The organism is Gaetbulibacter aquiaggeris (genome assembly GCF_044003965.1).
Taxonomy (GTDB): domain Bacteria; phylum Bacteroidota; class Bacteroidia; order Flavobacteriales; family Flavobacteriaceae; genus Yeosuana; species Yeosuana aquiaggeris.
Window position 1 is genome coordinate 244,571 of sequence record NZ_JBAWKC010000004.1, and the last position, 19,650, is coordinate 264,220.

At 31.3% G+C, this 19,650-nt stretch carries 19 protein-coding genes; 4 read left to right on the top strand and 15 right to left on the bottom strand.

The window, feature by feature from the left end; all coding sequences use genetic code 11:
- Positions 1-7: 7 nt before the first annotated feature.
- From V8G56_RS12905 to V8G56_RS12975, 15 genes are read right to left on the bottom strand one after another with little or no spacing between them, the layout of a single operon-like run.
- On the bottom strand, positions 8-463 hold the full coding sequence (locus tag V8G56_RS12905; protein ID WP_395438866.1) for a class I SAM-dependent methyltransferase: 456 nt from the start codon (positions 461-463) through the stop codon (positions 8-10).
- Between the two features lie 28 nt (positions 464-491).
- A complete protein-coding gene (locus V8G56_RS12910; protein ID WP_395438867.1) occupies positions 492-1,397 on the bottom strand; it encodes a glycosyltransferase family 2 protein in 906 nt (301 codons plus the stop codon).
- Positions 1,390-2,652: a glycosyltransferase family protein gene (locus V8G56_RS12915; protein ID WP_395438868.1), complete on the bottom strand. Its 1,263-nt coding sequence runs from the start codon at positions 2,650-2,652 to the stop codon at positions 1,390-1,392. The genes V8G56_RS12910 and V8G56_RS12915 overlap by 8 nt, the downstream gene beginning before the upstream one ends.
- A 3-nt stretch (positions 2,653-2,655) precedes the next feature.
- Complete coding sequence (gene wecB, locus V8G56_RS12920; protein WP_395438869.1) at positions 2,656-3,759, bottom strand: non-hydrolyzing UDP-N-acetylglucosamine 2-epimerase; 1,104 nt, start codon at positions 3,757-3,759, stop codon at positions 2,656-2,658.
- Complete coding sequence (locus V8G56_RS12925) at positions 3,756-4,655, bottom strand: glycosyltransferase family 2 protein (RefSeq protein ID WP_395438870.1); 900 nt, start codon at positions 4,653-4,655, stop codon at positions 3,756-3,758. Before V8G56_RS12925 ends, wecB begins: the two co-directional genes overlap by 4 nt.
- A 26-nt stretch (positions 4,656-4,681) precedes the next feature.
- On the bottom strand, positions 4,682-5,536 hold the full coding sequence (locus tag V8G56_RS12930) for a glycosyltransferase (RefSeq protein ID WP_395438871.1): 855 nt from the start codon (positions 5,534-5,536) through the stop codon (positions 4,682-4,684).
- A complete protein-coding gene (locus V8G56_RS12935; protein ID WP_395438872.1) occupies positions 5,523-6,479 on the bottom strand; it encodes a glycosyltransferase family 2 protein in 957 nt (318 codons plus the stop codon). Before V8G56_RS12935 ends, V8G56_RS12930 begins: the two co-directional genes overlap by 14 nt.
- Entirely contained in the window at positions 6,476-7,444 is a 969-nt protein-coding gene (locus V8G56_RS12940; RefSeq protein WP_395438873.1) for a glycosyltransferase family 2 protein, read from the bottom strand. Before V8G56_RS12940 ends, V8G56_RS12935 begins: the two co-directional genes overlap by 4 nt.
- On the bottom strand, positions 7,441-8,346 hold the full coding sequence (locus V8G56_RS12945; RefSeq protein ID WP_395438874.1) for a glycosyltransferase: 906 nt from the start codon (positions 8,344-8,346) through the stop codon (positions 7,441-7,443). The genes V8G56_RS12940 and V8G56_RS12945 overlap by 4 nt, the downstream gene beginning before the upstream one ends.
- A complete protein-coding gene (locus tag V8G56_RS12950; protein WP_395438875.1) occupies positions 8,339-9,535 on the bottom strand; it encodes a polysaccharide pyruvyl transferase family protein in 1,197 nt (398 codons plus the stop codon). The genes V8G56_RS12945 and V8G56_RS12950 overlap by 8 nt, the downstream gene beginning before the upstream one ends.
- Positions 9,522-10,760 (bottom strand): ABC transporter ATP-binding protein, encoded by a 1,239-nt coding sequence (locus tag V8G56_RS12955; RefSeq protein ID WP_395438876.1) that lies wholly within the window; start codon positions 10,758-10,760, stop codon positions 9,522-9,524. Before V8G56_RS12955 ends, V8G56_RS12950 begins: the two co-directional genes overlap by 14 nt.
- A gap of 49 nt (positions 10,761-10,809) precedes the next feature.
- The gene (locus tag V8G56_RS12960; RefSeq protein WP_395438877.1) at positions 10,810-11,160 is read right to left on the bottom strand and encodes a four helix bundle protein; all 351 of its coding nucleotides are present in this window, start codon (positions 11,158-11,160) and stop codon (positions 10,810-10,812) included.
- 53 nt (positions 11,161-11,213) lie between these two features.
- Positions 11,214-12,107 (bottom strand): ABC transporter permease, encoded by an 894-nt coding sequence (locus V8G56_RS12965; protein WP_395438878.1) that lies wholly within the window; start codon positions 12,105-12,107, stop codon positions 11,214-11,216.
- Positions 12,108-12,150: 43 nt separating this feature from the next.
- Positions 12,151-14,610 carry a GumC family protein gene (locus V8G56_RS12970; protein WP_395438879.1) on the bottom strand — a complete coding sequence of 820 codons (2,460 nt, stop codon included), beginning with the start codon at positions 14,608-14,610 and terminating at the stop codon, positions 12,151-12,153.
- Positions 14,611-14,619: 9 nt separating this feature from the next.
- The gene (locus V8G56_RS12975) at positions 14,620-15,417 is read right to left on the bottom strand and encodes a polysaccharide biosynthesis/export family protein (protein WP_395438880.1); all 798 of its coding nucleotides are present in this window, start codon (positions 15,415-15,417) and stop codon (positions 14,620-14,622) included.
- Positions 15,418-15,520: 103 nt separating this feature from the next.
- On the opposite strand from V8G56_RS12975, the gene V8G56_RS12980 reads away from it, so the two are divergent.
- From V8G56_RS12980 to V8G56_RS12995, 4 genes are all read left to right on the top strand, one after another.
- Complete coding sequence (locus tag V8G56_RS12980; protein ID WP_395438881.1) at positions 15,521-17,383, top strand: ABC-F family ATP-binding cassette domain-containing protein; 1,863 nt, start codon at positions 15,521-15,523, stop codon at positions 17,381-17,383.
- The gene (locus V8G56_RS12985; protein WP_395438882.1) at positions 17,383-18,156 is read left to right on the top strand and encodes an O-methyltransferase; all 774 of its coding nucleotides are present in this window, start codon (positions 17,383-17,385) and stop codon (positions 18,154-18,156) included. Before V8G56_RS12980 ends, V8G56_RS12985 begins: the two co-directional genes overlap by 1 nt.
- Before the next feature lie 42 nt (positions 18,157-18,198).
- Entirely contained in the window at positions 18,199-18,882 is a 684-nt protein-coding gene (locus tag V8G56_RS12990; protein ID WP_395438883.1) for an ABC transporter ATP-binding protein, read from the top strand.
- 66 nt (positions 18,883-18,948) lie between these two features.
- Positions 18,949-19,521, top strand: a complete 573-nt coding sequence (locus V8G56_RS12995; RefSeq protein ID WP_395438884.1) for a cob(I)yrinic acid a,c-diamide adenosyltransferase — start codon at positions 18,949-18,951, stop codon at positions 19,519-19,521.
- The last annotated feature ends 129 nt before the right edge of the window (positions 19,522-19,650 follow it).

The window sequence follows — 19,650 nt, forward strand, 5'->3', positions numbered from 1 at the left end:
CTACATGCTACAAAGGAGTGAATACATGGTTTTCTATTAGGTGTTTTTCTTGAAATGCATACAACAAACCTCGTAAAAACAAACTTAAGATATTTTTACTAGATTTAAGGATAGGAGTAGTTAATACTAAAAAACCACCTTCTGCGATATGATTGGCGATATTTTGAATTCCCAGAAGCGGCTTATTTAAATGCTCTAACACTTCTAAAAACATAACTATTCCTGCATTATTAACACCACGAGGACCTTCATCATTTAAATTCCATATGATAGTTTCGTCTATTTTTTTAACAGAATCAAATGGCTGCCACTTTCTATTTAAAGATTCAATTTTATCCTTCATATGCCCAAAACCTGTTCCAATATCACTCACAATTAAATTTGGTGATTTAGAATAATACCTATCTAGCATGGTGTTTGCGAAAATAGTACGGTTTTTAAATGTTTCTGTTTTTATACTCATTGAGTATCTTTTTAAGATGCTTATAAATTTATAAATCTTTTGGATTCCAATATAGTTTTGTAGCTGGAAGTTTTGAATACTCCAAAAATTCTTGTTTTGATAACCTGTTTGAATTTCTAAACAAACGTGACAAATTGATACTAACATCGCTCAAAGCCTGTATAATAGCCAAAAATGCTTTAATATCCCCTTTAAATACTTTAATTTTAAATTGAATCCATAAGGTATATAAAAACCGTTTTGGAATTAATTCCCACGGATAAAACAAAAAATACAAATACCAACCCGAACGTAATGAACGCCTTAAACGGAATTGGTAATCTTTTTCCTTTTTCCTGTTTTTTATATCAACCCTATGATGAACCAAAACATTGGGAACATAATGTACTTCCCATTTTTTTTTGAATAGATGATAACTTGCAAACGCCTCTTCACCATAAAACACAAACCAATCTGGATAGTTTGGTATATCTTTCCAGGCTGCCATTCTCCAAACGTGTCCGCAACCCACGAAACTTTTTACTCTCTGTGGTTTTAAATTATGTTCGGTATTTTGTAATACATTTTTACCCCAAAATATTCTAAAAGCAATCACAGCACATTTTTTATTGGATTCAAAAAATGTCTCAATTATTTCTAAAGGGTTTTGCGATAGTATATGAGCATCATCATCCAAAGTAATAGCATAAGATGCTTTTGTTAAGTTAAGCAATTCGTTTCTACTTGCTATTAACCCTTTAGACTTTTGATGTTGTATTAAAATAATATTTGGGTAGTTATCCCTTAAATATTTAGAAGTTCCGTCACTAGAGCCATCATCACAAATAATACATTCGATATTATCGTTTTGAATAAAATAAGCTAATTGATTTAATGTTGTTTTTAAATCATTAAGTCTGTTTTTTGTAGCGATTAATATAGAAAACTTAGTCATTGTCAAACACCTTTTCGAGTTGTTCTTTTAAATACTCTTTTCCTAAATAGTTTTCTAAATCCGGTCTATTTAAACGTAACGTTTTGGTCTTATTTAACCATTCGCTATAAAGTTTTTCTAATATTTCAGAAATCGTTTTCACATTATCAATTTCTGTCCAATATTCATAATTCTCACCAAGTAAACGCTTCGTTTCACTATGATTTGGACCTAAATGTAATATTGGTTTGTCTGCTTCAACACAGTGAGGAAACTTACCGGGCAAAAATGGACTAATCTCTGAATTTGCTTCTAAAATAACATTTACAGATACCTGTTTTTGCAAATAATAAACTTCAATAAAAGGAACATTCATAAGTTTTATAAATAGCTGAGGTAAACTAGTCGCAAATTTATTAATAGACTCTTTATGATAATCAGCATTACCCAATAACAAAAGCTGAGAGTCTTCTTTAGCTTTTGGTTTGTTTTCAAGAAACAGCTCAAAGCCCTTTATTAAACCTTCTGGATTACGCTGCTTCATTAAGTTTCCTGCATGTAGCACATTAAACTTTGTTGTATCAAAATAACTTGGGACTTTTAAATTTATTAATTCTTCTTTAAAATTTTGATGGGGTATCACGATACCGGTTTTAATAAAATTAGGGAAGTAATTACACATCCATTCTTGTAACAACAAACTTGGAAATGCTGAATATTTGGCATTTTTTGAGACTTCTTTAAAAAAAAGTCGTTTTTGTTTATGTCCAGGTTCATTCCACTGATATGGTTGCGGATAACAACTCATGGGATAAGGATCGTGTATATATGCCATCCATTTTTCATGTAAAACCGGCAGTTTGTTTATTGCATAATGCGGCCTGAAACTTGCGCCTTTACTTAATGTCAATATCAAATCAAATTTTGAAATATCCAGTTTTTTCAACGCTGCTTTTATGCTATTTACATCATTAAAAAAAGTAAAAGAAAAACCAAAAACAGACTCTAAACAGGCAGCTAAGTTAATTTTAAAATAACGTTGAATGACCCGTTGTGTTCTACTTAAAAAATATAATGGTGTATATTTTTTTTCTTTTATTGAAACACAGGTAACACCTTTTAAGTAAATATCATTTTGTGTGTAATGCATAACTGTGACATGATAACCTATTTTAGAAAGATTATTTATTAAAGCTACTCTTCCTTTTGAGGCACTACTATCATTTACATTAATTGAATCTACTATTACTAATACTTGTGAAATTTGATTCAACATTATCTAAATTGATTTATCAATGATAATCTTCTTTAAAACACTAAGAATTCTTTCTGCTGTTTTGCCATCCCATTTATCAGGAATATTTCCTCTTTTCCATTTCCCATCAAAAACAATATTTAAAATTGAATTGAAAATTTCTGGATTTGTTCCAACTAATTCATTAGTCCCAATAGATACTGTTTCAGGTCTTTCAGTAGTTTCTCTAAAAGTAATGCAGGGAACCCCCATAACAGTGGTTTCTTCTGTTATACCTCCTGAATCAGTTATTACAACCATGGCATGTTTTGTAAGAAAATTAAATTCTAAATATCCCATTGGCTCAGTGAAGTGTAAATTATTATAATTTATTTCGAAAGTTTCTAAGACTTTTAAAGTTCGAGGATGTACCGGAAATATGATTGGCGTATTTTTAGAATTCTCACATATTTTCTCTAATACTAATTTTAAATTTTCTGACACATCAACATTAGATGGTCTATGCAATGTTAACAATATATATTCTTTTTTTTGAAGATTTAATTCGTTCCAAATTGGAGGTCTTTTTAAATGATCTTTAAACTTAACTAAAGTGTCAATCATTGTATTTCCTACAAAAAAAATTTTATCTGAAGCAACCCCTTCTGCTCTTAAATTATCACATGCTGATTGTGAAGTAGTAAAAAAATAATCAGTTATACTATCGGTTATAATTCTGTTTATTTCTTCCGGCATTGTCATATCTCGAGATCTTATTCCAGCTTCTACATGGGCAACTTTTATATTGTTTTTTTTTGCAACAATAGAGCAAGCCATGGTTGAATTAACATCTCCTACAACTATGCATAAATTACTTTTTTGAACAAGCAATAGATTCTCATAAGACAACATAATAGCAGCTGTTTGTGATGCTTGACTACCACTTCCTATTCCAAAATTAATAGTTGGTTCAGGTATGCCTAGTTCTTTGAAAAATTGAGAGCTCATCTTTTCATCGTAATGTTGCCCAGTATGTATCAGTCTATAACTTATGTTTAAACCATTAGCTATATGAGACTTTAATGCATCAACTAAAGGAGCTATTTTTATAAAATTTGGTCTTGCACCAGCAATTATATCTATTATCATTTTTTTATTTTAACCTTATAAAAAACCCAAACAGGAAACTGATAATATTTTAGTTTGTAAAATAACTTTAAGTACCACTTTGGATTTGTAATGTTAAGAATATTTTTAACCAATTTAAAATCCCTAAACGAGATAGCGTAATTTACTAAGTATTTAAACAGATATGGTGTTAAGAGTTGTTCTTTGTACAAATTGCTAACAACTAATATCATGGCTTTTTTTTTGGATGCCACGCGTACAGCATCACCTTTCCAGAATTCACCAGTGTTTGAATTGGCATGTTTTCTATTAAAATACAACACTTTATCTATAACGACACCCTTAAACTTGTTACTGAGTATTCGCTGATAACATTCCCACTCCTCTGCATACATCAAATCTTCATTAAAAACACTTTTTTCAAAACATTCCTTTTTCCATAAAACTGTACAAGATGCAAAAGGAATTTTTTGTGTGACAACGTTTTCTAATAAATCATCTTTGGTTATGTCAAAATGATATTCTTTATTTCTATCGATTATATCATAATCAAGCTTCTCAAAAAAAGCGGCTTTCTTATAATTACAAAAAGACACATCATGAACGGTATTAAATACAGATAAACAAATTTCTAAACATAACGGATGTACTACATCATCATCATCAAAAAAAATAATATAATCTCCTTTTCCTAAACCCAAACCATAATTTCTGCTGCCTGGCAAGCCTTTTTTATAAGTTGAGGGGCGTTTATAATATTGAAATCGATTATCTTCTTTTAATATAGGTTCTAAAATTTCTTCCGTATTATCGTTGCTTCCATCATCAATGATTAAGCATTCCCAATTGGTATGGGTTTGTATTTGTATGGATTTTAAGGCTTCTACAATAAAATGTGATCTATTGTAGGTTGCCATGATGATTGAAACTTTTGGAAACAAGTTCATTTTAAAAGCGATTTTACCCAACGAATAGGTATTAAAATGGTTCGACCAATTTTAAATTCCAATCGCTCATTATTTTTTATTTTTTCCTTTTCTTCTCTTTCAGCCTTATTCAACAAATGCATTATTGTTAACTCATAATTATTAATGTATAACTCTTTATGTTTTAAAAGGATGTAATTGAGCAACTCATATTTATTTTTATTGGCAATGGAAGTTGTAGAGCTTAATCTCTTTCTATAATTATATAAAGGCTCTTTAATAACCTTAGCGGTTCCACCATTTTTTAAAAGCCTTATAAAAAACTCCCAATCTTCAAATCCATTCCGCATAGTTTCATCATAACCTCCACAAAATGCCCAATCTTCCTTTTTAAACATTGAAGTACCTAATGATTGATTAAAAAAAAGAAAATCTTTAATACTTCCACCTTGAGGTTCGAAGCGCGTCGTGATCCCATTTTCTAAAATTAAATTTGCATAGCAACTAACTATCTTAGTATCCATATCAGATGTGAGTATATGCATGGCTTTTTCACAAAATGTAGGTTCAGAAAAATCATCACTATCTAAAACTAGTATATACTCTCCTTTAGCTTCTTTGATTCCAATATTTCTTGCTTTACTTTGCCCTTGATTTTCTTGAGTGATTAACCTAGTGATTTTAAGTTCAAGTATTTTCAAAACCTGTTTCGTTTCTGAATTTGAACCATCATCAACAACAATAACTTCTATGTTTGGATAGGTTTGATTTAAAGCTGAATAAACAGCTTGCTCGACAAATTGACCATCGTTAAAACAAGGTATTACTACTGATATTAAACTAGATACATTTAATTGTTTACCATTCATCATTTAAAACGTGTTGTGCTTGTTTAATCCAAAAATAGCCTTTACCGATGATAAAATTAGTTATTATCCACATAGTATAACAACATATCACTTTTAAATCACCAAACTTTATTAATTCTTTCAACACGGTAAACTGTACTTTTCTGAGAGTGAATTTTTTTTGAGTTTCATAACTTAAACTAATTAAGCGTTTAAAACACCTCCTGATTATTTCTTTAGGAACTTTTCCTTCTATATCATTTAACAGTACAAATTCATTAAATAATCTTTCTTTTTTCCTCTTACTTACACTCTTTAATAACTGCTGTTGGATTGAATTATCATGTATTCTTCTTCTAGTTAAAATATTGTCTAGAAACAAACCTCTATTAGTGTGTAACAATACTTTTACAAAAAAATTATATTCCTGTCCAGAGTTCAATAATTCATTAAATATAATACCTTCCAAACATTTTTTTTTAGCAAAAAAATCTGGAGTGTACCATGTTACTAAACCCAAAATATAATTATTAGCCGTGATAGCTTTATTTTTATTATCATTTTCAGAAATTTCAAACTCATGCCCAGTATTATCAAAGTTCACTGTCTTAGAAAAAACGAAGTCAAAACTAGTCTCTTCTATTGCTTTTAGCTTACAACTTATAAAATTTTTCAGCATTATATCATCGCTATCAAACCAATTAATATAAGTTCCTTTACTTAATTCAAAACCATAATTTCTACAGGCATTTGCTCCTTTTGGTCTTTCTTCAGGACGTTTATAATATTTAAATCTAGCATCTTTTTCAACATATTCACCAATAACCTCTTCTGTATTATCTGTACTTCCATCATCAACCAATATACATTCCCAATTTTCATAAGTTTGATTTAGAATACTATCTAAAGTTTCTCCAACCAAGTGAGCTCTATTGTAAATTGGTATGATTATTGAAACCATTGTCATTTTTGTAAACTTTTTAAAAATAATTTTCTAAAAATATACCCTTTGTTAAAAATCCTTCCGGTAAACTGGTAAGTAAGATATAAAACCATAGATTTTATTTGCCCTAATCGTAAAAACTCAAAAGAAATTATTAAAATTCTTTTTATGGGATAATCCACTTCCATATTAATAGAGTTGTTTACTGTTTGGTTAAAAAAATAAGGTATTGTATCTACCGTAGTTAGTGACTTTAACTTTTTTAAATCTAACCAATTGTAATAATAAATGAGACCTCTTTCATAAATATACTGTTGCGGTTTCTTAATTAAATTTCCTTTTACAGAATCATCATGCATTCGTCGTTTTGTCAATACAACTTGTTTTAAAAGTGCATTTTCTGATATTGCAGTGAGTTTACAATTAAAATTAAATTCTTGTCCTGAATGTAAATTTTCATTGTATTTAATTTGTTTGGATAATTGCCTTTTTACAAACAAATCAGGGGTTAGCCAATTTAGTTTTTGAGTGCAATAATTATAATGGGTAATTTTGAATTTATCAAATGTGTAATATTTGCTATTAATCTCTAAACTATCGTTAATATTTGGATGTTTAAAATCTTGTGTAAGTGTTATAAGATAATCATAATTGGTATTTTGAAGTAGTTTCACTTTAGATTCTAAAAATTCAGAAAGCATAATATCATCACTATCAAACCATTGAATGTAATCACCTTTACTGTGTTCTAATCCATAGTTTCTACAAACATTAGCTCCTTTTAACCTATTTATTGGTCGTTCAATAAATTTTATTCTTGAATCCTTTTTTATATAGTTTTGTAATACTGATTTTGTATTGTCAGTACTACCATCATCTACTACAACACATTCCCATTTTGTGTAAGTCTGTGCTAACACGCTGTCTAGTGTTTCTGTAATAAGATGAGCACGGTTGAAGGTGGGAATAATGATAGAAACGAGATTCATAAAAGTTCAATGAAAAGAAATTCTTTCTGTGATTTTAAACTATTTTTATAATGGTTAATTACTGTTTTTTTCTGTCTAAAATATACATATAATTTGCAACAATTATTAAATTCTTTAAAACGAAACTTTATCAAACTTTTTAAAATTGCTTTTTTATGTTTTTGAATTAATTGATCAAAACTAAAGTTATCATTCAAATCAAACAACTTTATTTCAAGTAAAAGCCTATCTATCATTTCTTTTTTCTTTTTTGAATCGCTTTGGTTTCTGTCGTGTTTTACATAAACATTACTCACTATACCCAATTTACATTTATGGAATAAAACTCTATTAACAAAGTCTCTATCTTCACCATATTGAAAAAAATAGGGGTTAAAGCCTCCGACTTTTTTTAAACATTCTTTTGAAATTAGCCAGGAAGCCGCATTAACAAAATCAATATCTACTATTTCAGGGGATAAATTATTTTTCAAAAACAAGCTATCTATAAGAAATCCCTTAGAACGCTTTACAAAATTTTTAAAATTATAATCCAGTGCATCGCCTTTTCCGTTAAGATGAACAGGGCTTAATACGCCATACTGTGGGTATTCCTGTTGTTTTTTAATTAAAACATTCAGGCAATTAATCTGTAAATACGCATCTTGATTCAATAAAAAAACGTGTTCCGCTCCTTGCTTTAAAGCATACGTAATGCCGACATTATTACCTTGCCCAAAGCCAAGGTTTTCTGTTTGAGGCAAGATTATCACGTTAGGATATGTTGCTTGTATATAGGCAAAGGTAGCATCAGTAGAGGCATTATCAACCACTATGATAGGATAATTTCCACAGCTTTTTAGACAATGGTCTATCCAAGACATGGCGTTGAAAGTAACGATGATAATGGTAGTGCTATTCAAAACTGAGTATTTTTTTTAAAATTTTCTTAATCCTAAGTCTCAGTGATTTTTTAAAATTATAATTATTTTCTCTAAAGCTCATTTTTAACAACAATCTATAATTCTGTAGATTTTGAGTACTTTTTGTAATATGTTTATTTTGAATCAGGTTTTTTATATGGTTCCAATGGGCATCCAATAAAGTTGAGATTTTATTTACAGTTTGATTTGAGAGGATTGCTGGTTTATCAATATTTAAATAACATTCATTAAAGGAACTACACAAACTATCTTTTTTTAAATCGCAAAGCTCATATAAGCCTAAAAATTTATGCATAGGCTTGTTATTTAAAACCATAAACGCAGGTGTCTTATATGAAAGCGCAGTTATAAAACCATGCATTGAGGAACCAATAAACAATCTACTTCTTCCAATACATTGTGCTAGTTCTTTTAGGTTATCAGATCTATGTATTTCATATTTTGAGACTATCCTTTTTGCCACAAGATTAGTAAAGATAGAATCTCCGTGACATTCTCCTATTACCACAAAATTTATATCGCTATTGAATTTTAAAGCTATTTTATCAATCCACTTTGCAGTTTCGTCAGCAGGATTATGATATCTACTATTAAGATTAATAGTTATAACGTTATTCTTCAATTGATTTTCTAAAGGCCAAACTTTACTTATCTCAAAAGCGGTGTCAGGTACTACATTTATATCAATAATCTCCTGATTAAATAAATCTTTAATAATTTTTTCACTATAAATCTCACGAACTGAAATATAACTGCAGCTTATCAAAGCATCATATACTATTTTTTCTTCAATATCACTTTTAAATTTTTCTGGAATTCCAGGAGAATTGAATAAGCTTGGGATTTTACTTTCTCCAGCTAACTTAATCGCTCCAATCCATAAGTCAGCGTAACTAAACCCGGTTATACCATAAACTGTATTTACATTTGGTTTTAAGTGTAATATATTTCCACCCCCAATAATGACTGCATTGTAATTTTTTTTTACACAATCATCAAAACAAATTATACTTTTAGCATCTTTAAAGATTGTTTTTGTGTTGGTTGGTGAAACAAACTCCAATTTATAGTTTTCAAGCCTATGTTCAGCTAAAAATGGAAATAACAAATCTCCATAATTATCAACATCGAAAGTTCCAAAAAGTGCTATTTTATTATTCCCAATCAAAATCAATTAACGTTTTGGCTTTTAATGCTGATGCTCTAACATTAAAACCACAATTATAAAAATCACCATTTAAAACCCCAAAATTTAAACACTCCTTAACTTCATCAACTATTAAGTTATTAGCAATTAATCCAATATTTACATAATATCTTCCCTCGGTAAGAGCTAGTTTGGGTATTGTACACTTAAAAACGTTTTTAGTGTTATTTAAATACCCTTCATCAAAATATTCAGATGAAATATGCACTAATTTCTCATCATTAACATCGTAAATTCCAATATGAAGATTTCCTTTATCATATTTCATTAAATCGGCTTTTATAACTATTGTCATTTGTTTTCCCGATATTAAAATATTTTCCAATATTTTCACCCCTTTTATTGGCTTATCATTGTTTTTATTAAAATATTCAGATGAAAGCTTATCCTTAACATTGTTTTTGATATAATACTCTATACTTTCATCAACTGTCCCATCAAATACTGAAATTCCATTTTCCAATACAATTGTCCGTGTACATAAACTCTTAACCGCCGCCATATTATGGCTCACAAACAATACCGTTCGCCCTTGCCCTCTACTAATATCCTGCATTTTGCCTATGGCTTTTTTTTGGAATTCGGCATCACCAACCGCCAAGACCTCATCTATTACCAAAATTTCTGGTTCTAAAAAGGCGGCCACCGCAAAAGCCAAACGTACTTTCATTCCAGAACTATAACGCTTGACTGGCGAATCTATATAACGTTCGCAACCCGAGAAGTCAATAATGTCATCAATCTTTGAAGTGATTTCCTTTTTGGTCATCCCCAAAATAGCACCATTTAAGAAGATATTCTCTCTACCTGTCATTTCACCATGAAATCCTGTCCCTACTTCTAACAAAGATGCTATACGGCCTTTTGTTTTGATTTCTCCTGTTGTGGGACTTGTTACTTTAGATAGTATTTTTAACAAGGTAGATTTACCCGCGCCATTTTTACCAATGATCCCTAAAACTTCACCTCTTTTGACTTCGAAATTTATATCCTGCAACGCCCAAACATAATCAGATGTTCCTTTGGTGCTCCGATCATTTGCTTCACCAATTTTTAAATAAGGGTCTTCTTTACCACGAACTTGATACCACCAACGATTTAAATCATGACTAATAGTACCCGTGCCAACCAATCCTAATCGGTATTGTTTACTTATATTTTCGGCTTTTAATATAATATCACTCATGTCTATAATGAAATGTGAATAGTGAAATGTGAATAGTTGCTACTCAAACCTAATGCTTTTTAATAATATCATTTCTAAATCCTAGAAGTAACTTTTTTACCTCTACCATAGCATCTTCTAAAACTTTATTCTTATCTGCAAAGCGTAATCTAATAGAAATAAGATATTGTGTTTCTAATTCCGTTATAGAACTAATAGCAATCATTAAAAACTGAATCAATTCCTTATCTCCTTTCCTAGCTGCTCCTTCTGCTAAATTAGAAGGAATAGAAACTACAACTCTTTTCATTTGACTTGTCAAACCATTTATTTCGTCTTGTGGAAATGACTTCGTAAAATCATAAATAAGTTCAACCAAGTCCATGCTCTTTTTCCAAACGTCTAAATCCTTATGATCCATTATCCACTTTTTTTTATTTTCACTACTCACCATTCCCAACTCACTACTCACCATCACACCGTATCAATAAATTGTTTTTCTGTTCTGTTAAAAATAATCAGTCCTATTAAAAAAATAATCACACTAATTATTAAAGCATACAGTAATTTAAAAATTGAAAAATCTCCCACTCCAAGCGTGATATGTCTGAATAATTCTATAACGGTCGTCATGGGATTATATTCTATCAAATTCCCCACCCAAACAGGTAATATTCCTGTCGCTGCTTTTTCTTGTATTAACGATATTGGGTACATAACCGCAGAACCATACATGAGCAATTGAACACCAAACCCTACCAAAAAACTTAAATCGCGGTATTTAGTAGTCATCGATGAAATGGCCATTCCTAATCCTAAACCTAACAATGCCATAATTAAAACCACTAAAGGAAGCCAAATAATGCCAATAGTTAGCCCTGTATTATAGGCGCTATCTGTAAAAAATACAAAATAGATATAGAAACAAACAAATACCAATAACTGAATACCAAATTTTATTAGGTTAGACAACACGGTAGACATGGGCATAATGACACGAGGAAAATAAACTTTTCCAAAAATACCCTGGTTTTGTTTAAAGGTATCACTGGTTCCGTTAAGGCAAGCACTAAAATAATTCCAGGCACTGATGCCTGCTAAATTAAATAAGAAAGGTGGTACGCCCTCTCCTGTTTTTATATCTGCAATATTATTAAAAACCAATGTGAAAATTACCGATGTAAACAATGGCTGAATAAAATACCATAGAGGCCCCAAAATAGTCTGCTTATAAAGTGTAATGACATCACGTTTTACAAACAATAAGAGCAAATCACGATAGTACCAAATTTCTTTAAAATTTAGATTGATAGCACTCTTTTTAGGTGAAATGGTATAAAGCCATTCATCTGTTACATTTTTATTCAAAAATTTAATTATTTAAAAATTAATCGCTTTGTTTATTAACTTTTTATTTTTTGAAAAAGGATTTTACTATTGAAAAAAATCCTGACTTCGATTTAGCATCATCATGATATCCATTTGCATAATTTCCATAGCCATAACCATAACCATAACCATAGCCGTATCCATAGCCATACTTCGCTTTCTGGTCATAGCCGTTATAAATGAGACTTATATTTTTTATCTGCTTAGTTTTATGTTTTTCATTTATAAAATTCAGCATTCCTTTTTTTGTATAGTCCTGTCTTACAACATACAAGGAGGCATCGACATATTCCAGCAATTCCATAGCATCTGAGACTAAACCAACAGGAGGCGTGTCTAAAACGATATAATCATATTTTGTTTTTAAAACACTGATTAATTCATTTAACTTATCATTAATCAATAATTCAGATGGGTTTGGAGGTACAGGACCTGACGTAATCACATCCAGAAATTCTATTTCAGTATGTTGAATCACATCCTCCAAAGAACTTTGTCCAATTAAATAATTTACAACGCCTATATCATTTTGAATACCAAAATCTCCAAAAATCTTTGGCTTCCTCAAATCTAACCCTACCAAAATCGTTTTTTTACCGCTTAAAGCAAAAACCGTTGCCACATTAATGGAACAAAATGTTTTTCCTTCTCCACTAACTGAAGAGGTTACCATCAAGGTTTTAGCACCGTCCGATATTTGTGATTTATAGTAATACTGTAAATTAGAACGTATGGCTCGAAAGGCCTCAGCAACCGCTGATTTTGGCTTTCGATGAACCACTAAATTATTATCTAAACGATTCTTGCCAACAACACCCAAAATTGGAATAGACGACAATTTCTCCAAATCCATGGGACTATGAATATTGTTGTCTAAAACGGTTAAGAGAAAGGCCACCAATAATGGAATTAGCAGAGCAGCAAAAAAGGCAAACACATAACGAATATTTAAATTCCTGCCTAAAACGGTCGCCCCTGTATTCTTGGCAGAATCAATAATAAGAATATCGGATACATTGGAGGCTTTGATAATTTCAGCCTCACCACGTTTTGCCAAAAACACATTATAGGTTTGCTCACTTAAAGTATATTGACGCTCAATAGTAATGAGTTGTTGCTGATCTTCTGGCAACTTGCTGAATTGCGCCTCAACCTTACTTAAATTAGTATTAATAGTCTGTAACTCTCTTTTTAAACCATTATCAGCTGCATTAATGTTTTCTAAAAGCACATTTTTCAGTCCTTCTATTTGTCTGTTTAGATCATTAAAAACAGAGGTTTCACTTCGAACCGAATATTGTAGTTTTGATTTTTGAACAGATAGCTCATTGATTTTTGCGACGTTATTTAAAATGTTAGCATCACCAATTCCAGCTATAGAAGGTGCTGGTATATCTGTAAAAGAACTACTCGTTAATAAATAGTTTTTAAGATTGGAATAATAATTTAATTGTCTCTTAATTCCCTCTTTATCTGAGTCTAAATTGGTGAGTTTTTCATTCAGCAAAGTGCTTTCTTCATCAAGGCTATAAATTTTATTCTTCTTTCGGTAATCATTTAATGCTTCGGCATTATCAGATAAATCACTTTTTACTCTAGAAATTTGCTGGTCTATAAAAATAATGGCATTGGAGGCATATTGGTTTTTACGTTCCAATTGATCCTCACTTAACACGGTAACCAGAGCATTCAAATAATCCACAATTTTCTCTGTATTCTTATCAATTAAAGAAATATCTAAAATGGGTGAATTATTGGTATTGGCTATACCTGTTCTTCCCTGATAACTTGCAACGACACTATCAAAATTACTGAACTGAATAAAATACTCCTCTCCTGGTGTGGGATTTCGATTTTCATTTAATGCTAAAGTGCCCTTTAAAAATGGTAAATCTACTAGTTCACCTACTTTGAATTGTTTTTTAAATACACCTGTTGGCACGTCAACTCTTGATAACTCCTTAGTGATATAGTTTTGAACTGCGACAGTATTTTCTAAAAACTCAACTTCTAATTCAAATGAACCCGCATCCAAAAAGGTTAATTTTATAGGATTATTGATTATCTGACCGAAATTGTATTCATGATCAAACCTAAAAGGGGCTGCTTTATAAATATCCTGTTTTGCAAAACGACCTTGTTTTAAGTAACTTTTATAAAACTCCAGCCTGTCGACCACCTTTTCATGATGGGAACGTGATTTCATGGTCACGATCATAGTCTGAACCTTAGCAGTGACACCACCCCAATTAAAAGTTAAGCTTGCATTGGAAGTAAATAAGGGGTTACTGTCATCCTCGACGGATATTTTTGTGCTTAAACGATAAGAGAACTCTTCCCTAATATTTTTTTGATAGACATAAAAAACACCTAAAGCCAAAAGCAACAAAAACCATTTCCAATAGCTTAAGGCTCTGAATAAAAACTTTTTGATATCAAAACTAGTAGAGGCCGATTCTGAAACTTCAAATTCTTCAATCATGATTTTACATTAAAGATTTTTAGTTAAAAAATAGGTCGACACAATAATTGCAAAAATAGAAGCCACCGTTGTTAAAGTCTGTGTAAAAGTCTCCCCTGCACCTAATGCTTTACGTTTTAAAGGTTTTACAAAAATCATATCATTTGGCTGAATATAATAGTAGGGCGATTGCATGGCCACCAGATCGGTTAAATCTATATGGTGAATTTTTTGACCTTGCGGATATTGCCTAATCACCATCACATCGGTTCTATCTCCAGTATTTTTAATATCCCCTGCATTCGCTAAGGCTTCAATGATGTTGACACGGTCTTGAAACAAAGTAAAAACACCAGAGCCATTTACTTCACCAGTAACGGTATATCTTAATCCTGCTAATTTTACAGTCACAAATAATTCTGCAGTATCCTTGAAATATTGCTTAAGTAATTCACTTTTAACTTTTTCTTCTATTTGTTCAACAGTGAAACCTAACACGTTAATTTCACCTAAAATGGGGAATTTAATATTTCCATGTAAATCAACCGTGAATCCATTAAAATATAGTTGTGCGCCTCCTTGAGATGCATTAGAATTGGTGGTTTCTACCGGATTAAAAATTTTAGTCAATTCATTATCTAATGCCTTTACATTAATACTTAAAATATCATTGACCTGAACGCGATAGGGTTTAGAGGTTTCTTTTAGTAATAAAGAATCATTAAGAACCGTTCCTTTATCCTGAAAATAAACGACATCCTTATTGGTAATACACGATGAAAAGAACACGCTGATTAGTGTACAAATAAATAAAATCAATCGTTTCATTGCGGGCAAATGGTTTAAAAGCAAATATAACCTTTCAACAGGAATATAAAAACTAATGTAGCAAATTTTGGTAATTTGTAGCATCTTTGCAAAAAAGAATCTTTTGAATTATCTAACTGTTGAAAACATATCAAAATCTTACGGAGAATTAACGCTGTTTGAGAATATTTCATTTAGCATCCATAAGGATGAAAAAATAGCATTTATTGCTAAAAATGGGACTGGAAAAACCTCCATTTTAAATATTATTGCAGGTGATGATGAACCTGATTCTGGTAATATCACTTACCGAAATGGCATTGCTGTTTCATTTTTACCTCAGGACCCTAAACTTAATCCGGCATTAACGGTTGAAGAAACCATTTTTGCAAGTGACAATCCTATTTTGAAGGTCATTTTAAATTATGAAAAAGCCTTGTTGCATCATGAAGACCAGGAAGCTTATCAAAAAGCCTTCGAAGCTATGGAGCGTCACCAGGCCTGGGATTTTGAAACCCAATACAAACAAATTCTATTCAAACTCAAACTTGATAATTTAGATCAAAAAGTAAGCACCCTTTCCGGAGGACAAAAAAAACGATTGTCTTTGGCGAATGCGCTTATCAACAAACCAGATCTACTCATTTTAGATGAACCAACGAATCATTTGGATCTAGAAATGATAGAATGGCTGGAAGCTTTTTTTGCAAAAGAAAACATCACCCTATTTATGGTCACGCATGACCGCTATTTCTTAGAACGAGTGTGTAATGAAATTATAGAGTTAGATGAAGGTGAATTGTACAGTTATAAAGGAAACTACTCTTATTATCTTGAAAAAAGAGAAGCACGCATTGAACAAGAAACCACGGAAACAGGCAAAGCCAAACAACTCTTTAAAAAAGAATTGGAATGGATTAGAAGGCAACCTAAAGCCAGAACCACGAAATCTAAATCAAGGATTGACGATTTTCAGGATATCAAGCACCGAGCCAGCCAGCGCAGAAATGACCACCAAGTGCAGTTGGAACTCAACATGGAGCGTTTGGGTAATAAAATTATTGAACTTCATAAAGTATCTAAATCTTATAAAGACAAGGTGATTCTCGATGGATTTAGTTATATGTTTCAAAATGGCGAACGCTTAGGTATCATAGGTAAAAACGGTACGGGTAAGTCTACTTTCCTAAATCTTCTAACTCAAACCATAAGACCAGATTCCGGCAAAATTGTTTTAGGTGAAACCGTCAAATTTGGTTACTATACTCAAAGTGGTATCACCATTAAACCAGATCAAAAAGTGATTGACGTCATTCGCGAATTTGGTGATTACATACCACTTAAAAAAGGACGTCAAATAAGTGCGCAACAACTTTTAGAACGCTTTTTATTCAGCAGAAAAAAACAATATGATTTTGTTGAAAAACTGAGTGGCGGCGAACTTAAGCGATTATATCTATGTACCGTTTTAATTCAAAATCCCAATTTTTTAATCCTTGATGAGCCTACCAATGATTTAGATATTGTAACCCTCAATGTACTTGAAAGTTTCTTGCTAGATTTTCCTGGTTGTGTTATAGTCGTGTCTCATGATCGTTATTTTATGGATAAAGTAGTGGACCATTTATTCATTTTCAGAGGTGATGGTGTTATTGAAGATTTTCCTGGAAACTATACCGATTTTAGAGTGTATGATGATAGTCAGCCCGCCAAATCAAATGCATCAGAAGAGAAAAAAGAAAAAAATACCTGGAAAAAGACAGAAGACAACAAGTTATCTTATAATGAAGAAAAAGAACTTAAAAATATTGAAAGCAAGCTGAAGTCTTTAGCTTTTGACAAAAAAGAACTAGAGCATAAATTCCATAATCCGGAACTCTCTCAGGATGATATTTTAAAATTGTCTGAAAGGTTACAAAAAATAATTGATGAAATGGATGCTAAAGAAGAACGCTGGTTTGAATTATCATCCAAGCTTGAAGATTAATGTTTTATCAAATTATCAAATACATTCAATTCTTATATAGATCAACCAATCAGCATGGTGTGCACTCTCCTTTTGTATATGATCTAATTACTCAATGTTTTTATGATAAAACCCCATACCAGAGTTATCAAACCATATCAGAGTACAGAAAAGCACTCATAAAAAATAAATTAAAAATTAAAATAACAGATTTAGGAAGTGGCTCTCATAAAAACAATTCAAATATGAGAACTATTTCAGAAATGGCTAAACATGCCGGATCTTCATTTTTTAGGGCTAAACTCATTCACAGATTAGTTCGATATTTCAAGAGTGATACTATTTTAGAGTTAGGAACTTCTTTAGGTATCGCAACACAGGCTATGCATTTAGGAAATCCTAAGGCCAAAATCACTTCAATTGAAGGATGCCCGAATCTTTCGGAATTTACAAAATCAAATTTTTCAAAAAACATGTTAAATGGCATCAGCATTATTAATGATGATTTTAAAAAAGCTTTAAAAGGATTAAATTCTACTCCCTTTGATTTGGTGTTTTTTGATGGCAACCATCAAAAAGAAGCTACTTTAGAATATTTTGAAGCACTTTTACCTGCTATTCATAATGATTCTGTCTTTATTTTTGACGATATTTACTGGTCCAAAAATATGACTGAGGCCTGGAAGCTAATAAAAGAGCATCCAAAAGTGACCGTAACCATTGATACTTTCTTCTGGGGCTTCGTTTTTTTTAGAAGTGAACAAAAAAAAGAACATTTTACGATTAGAGTGTAACAAGAAAGTGGTATATGCGTCAAATAACATAGAATTCATTTTATGAGTAAGGTTATTAAAATCAGAAACATTATTCGTGACTTTAAATTAGGTCAGGAAATTGTTAACGTATTAAAGGGTATTGATTTAGATATTGAACGTGGAGAATACGTTGCCATTATGGGTCCGTCAGGATCAGGTAAATCCACTCTTATGAATATTATAGGCTGTCTGGACACCGCAACTGCAGGTACTTATATTTTAAACGGTAAAGACGTCAGTAAAATGTCTGACGATGAATTAGCAGAGATCAGAAACAAAGAGATAGGGTTTGTGTTTCAAACCTTTAATTTATTGCCAAGAACCACGGCTCTTGACAATGTAGCTTTACCTATGGTTTATGCTGGTTTTTCAAAAAGTGAACGCACAAAGCGCGCTATAGAAGTACTTAAAGATGTAGGATTGTCAGACCGTATGGATCATAAACCGAATCAACTTTCGGGAGGTCAAAGACAGCGTGTAGCTGTAGGTCGCGCTTTAATAAATAACCCTTCCATCATCTTAGCTGATGAACCTACCGGAAATTTAGATTCAAAAACCTCTTTAGAGATATTAAATTTATTTGAAGATATACATAAGAAAGGTAATACTGTTATTGTGGTAACTCATGAAGAAGATGTTGCAGCCCGTGCCAAAAGAATTATCAGATTAATTGACGGTATGATTAGCAGTGATACAATGAACTAGTAACCGTAGTAATTAAAATTATCATAATTTTTTTAGCTTTTACCATTTTACCTTTACTTTTATAAAATGAAAATCTACACAAAGACAGGAGACAAAGGCACAACCGCATTATTTGGAGGCACAAGAGTCCCTAAACACCATATTCGTATTGAAAGTTATGGAACCGTTGATGAATTAAATTCACACTTGGGTCTCATTCGCGATCAAGATATCAATCCACATTATAAAGACTTACTTATTCATATTCAAGACAGATTATTTACTGTTGGAGCCATTTTAGCAACTGATCCTGAAAAAAATATTTTAAAAAACGGAAAAGAACGCCTGAATATTCCAAAAATTTCTATTCAGGATATTGAACGCTTAGAACAAGAAATGGATACTATGAATGAAGTATTGCCACCAATGACTCACTTTGTTTTACCTGGCGGCCATCAAACCGTGTCATTCTGTCACATTGCACGCTGTGTTTGCAGAAGAGCAGAACGTTTGGCAACCGCGCTTAATGACATTTCTCCTGTAGACGGCCACACCCTAATGTATTTAAACCGTCTTTCTGACTACCTTTTTGTATTGGCACGGAAGTTGTCAAATGATTTACAAGCAAATGAAATTAAATGGATTCCTGAGAAACATTAGATCCTTAAAAAAATAGATTTTACTCAGTTTATCATCATTTTAAATTCAAAAATTTGTAATTAAAAAATACGTTCTTAAAAATAATAATTAAATAATTCAATTTTTCCTTGTCTGTTTAAACTAAAAAAT

Coding starts and splice junctions, on each gene's coding strand:
- V8G56_RS12960 (WP_395438877.1), bottom strand. CDS start 11,160: ATGGATCATAAGGATTTAGACGTTTGGAAAAAGAGCATGGACTTGGTT.
- V8G56_RS12915 (WP_395438868.1), bottom strand. CDS start 2,652: ATGTTGAATCAAATTTCACAAGTATTAGTAATAGTAGATTCAATTAAT.
- V8G56_RS12910 (WP_395438867.1), bottom strand. CDS start 1,397: ATGACTAAGTTTTCTATATTAATCGCTACAAAAAACAGACTTAATGAT.
- V8G56_RS12975 (WP_395438880.1), bottom strand. CDS start 15,417: ATGAAACGATTGATTTTATTTATTTGTACACTAATCAGCGTGTTCTTT.
- V8G56_RS12955 (WP_395438876.1), bottom strand. CDS start 10,760: ATGAGTGATATTATATTAAAAGCCGAAAATATAAGTAAACAATACCGA.
- V8G56_RS12940 (WP_395438873.1), bottom strand. CDS start 7,444: ATGAATCTCGTTTCTATCATTATTCCCACCTTCAACCGTGCTCATCTT.
- V8G56_RS12905 (WP_395438866.1), bottom strand. CDS start 463: ATGAGTATAAAAACAGAAACATTTAAAAACCGTACTATTTTCGCAAAC.
- V8G56_RS12930 (WP_395438871.1), bottom strand. CDS start 5,536: ATGATGAATGGTAAACAATTAAATGTATCTAGTTTAATATCAGTAGTA.
- V8G56_RS12985 (WP_395438882.1), top strand. CDS start 17,383: ATGTTTTATCAAATTATCAAATACATTCAATTCTTATATAGATCAACC.
- V8G56_RS12935 (WP_395438872.1), bottom strand. CDS start 6,479: ATGACAATGGTTTCAATAATCATACCAATTTACAATAGAGCTCACTTG.
- V8G56_RS12925 (WP_395438870.1), bottom strand. CDS start 4,655: ATGGCAACCTACAATAGATCACATTTTATTGTAGAAGCCTTAAAATCC.
- V8G56_RS12970 (WP_395438879.1), bottom strand. CDS start 14,610: ATGATTGAAGAATTTGAAGTTTCAGAATCGGCCTCTACTAGTTTTGAT.
- V8G56_RS12990 (WP_395438883.1), top strand. CDS start 18,199: ATGAGTAAGGTTATTAAAATCAGAAACATTATTCGTGACTTTAAATTA.
- wecB (WP_395438869.1), bottom strand. CDS start 3,759: ATGATAATAGATATAATTGCTGGTGCAAGACCAAATTTTATAAAAATA.
- V8G56_RS12995 (WP_395438884.1), top strand. CDS start 18,949: ATGAAAATCTACACAAAGACAGGAGACAAAGGCACAACCGCATTATTT.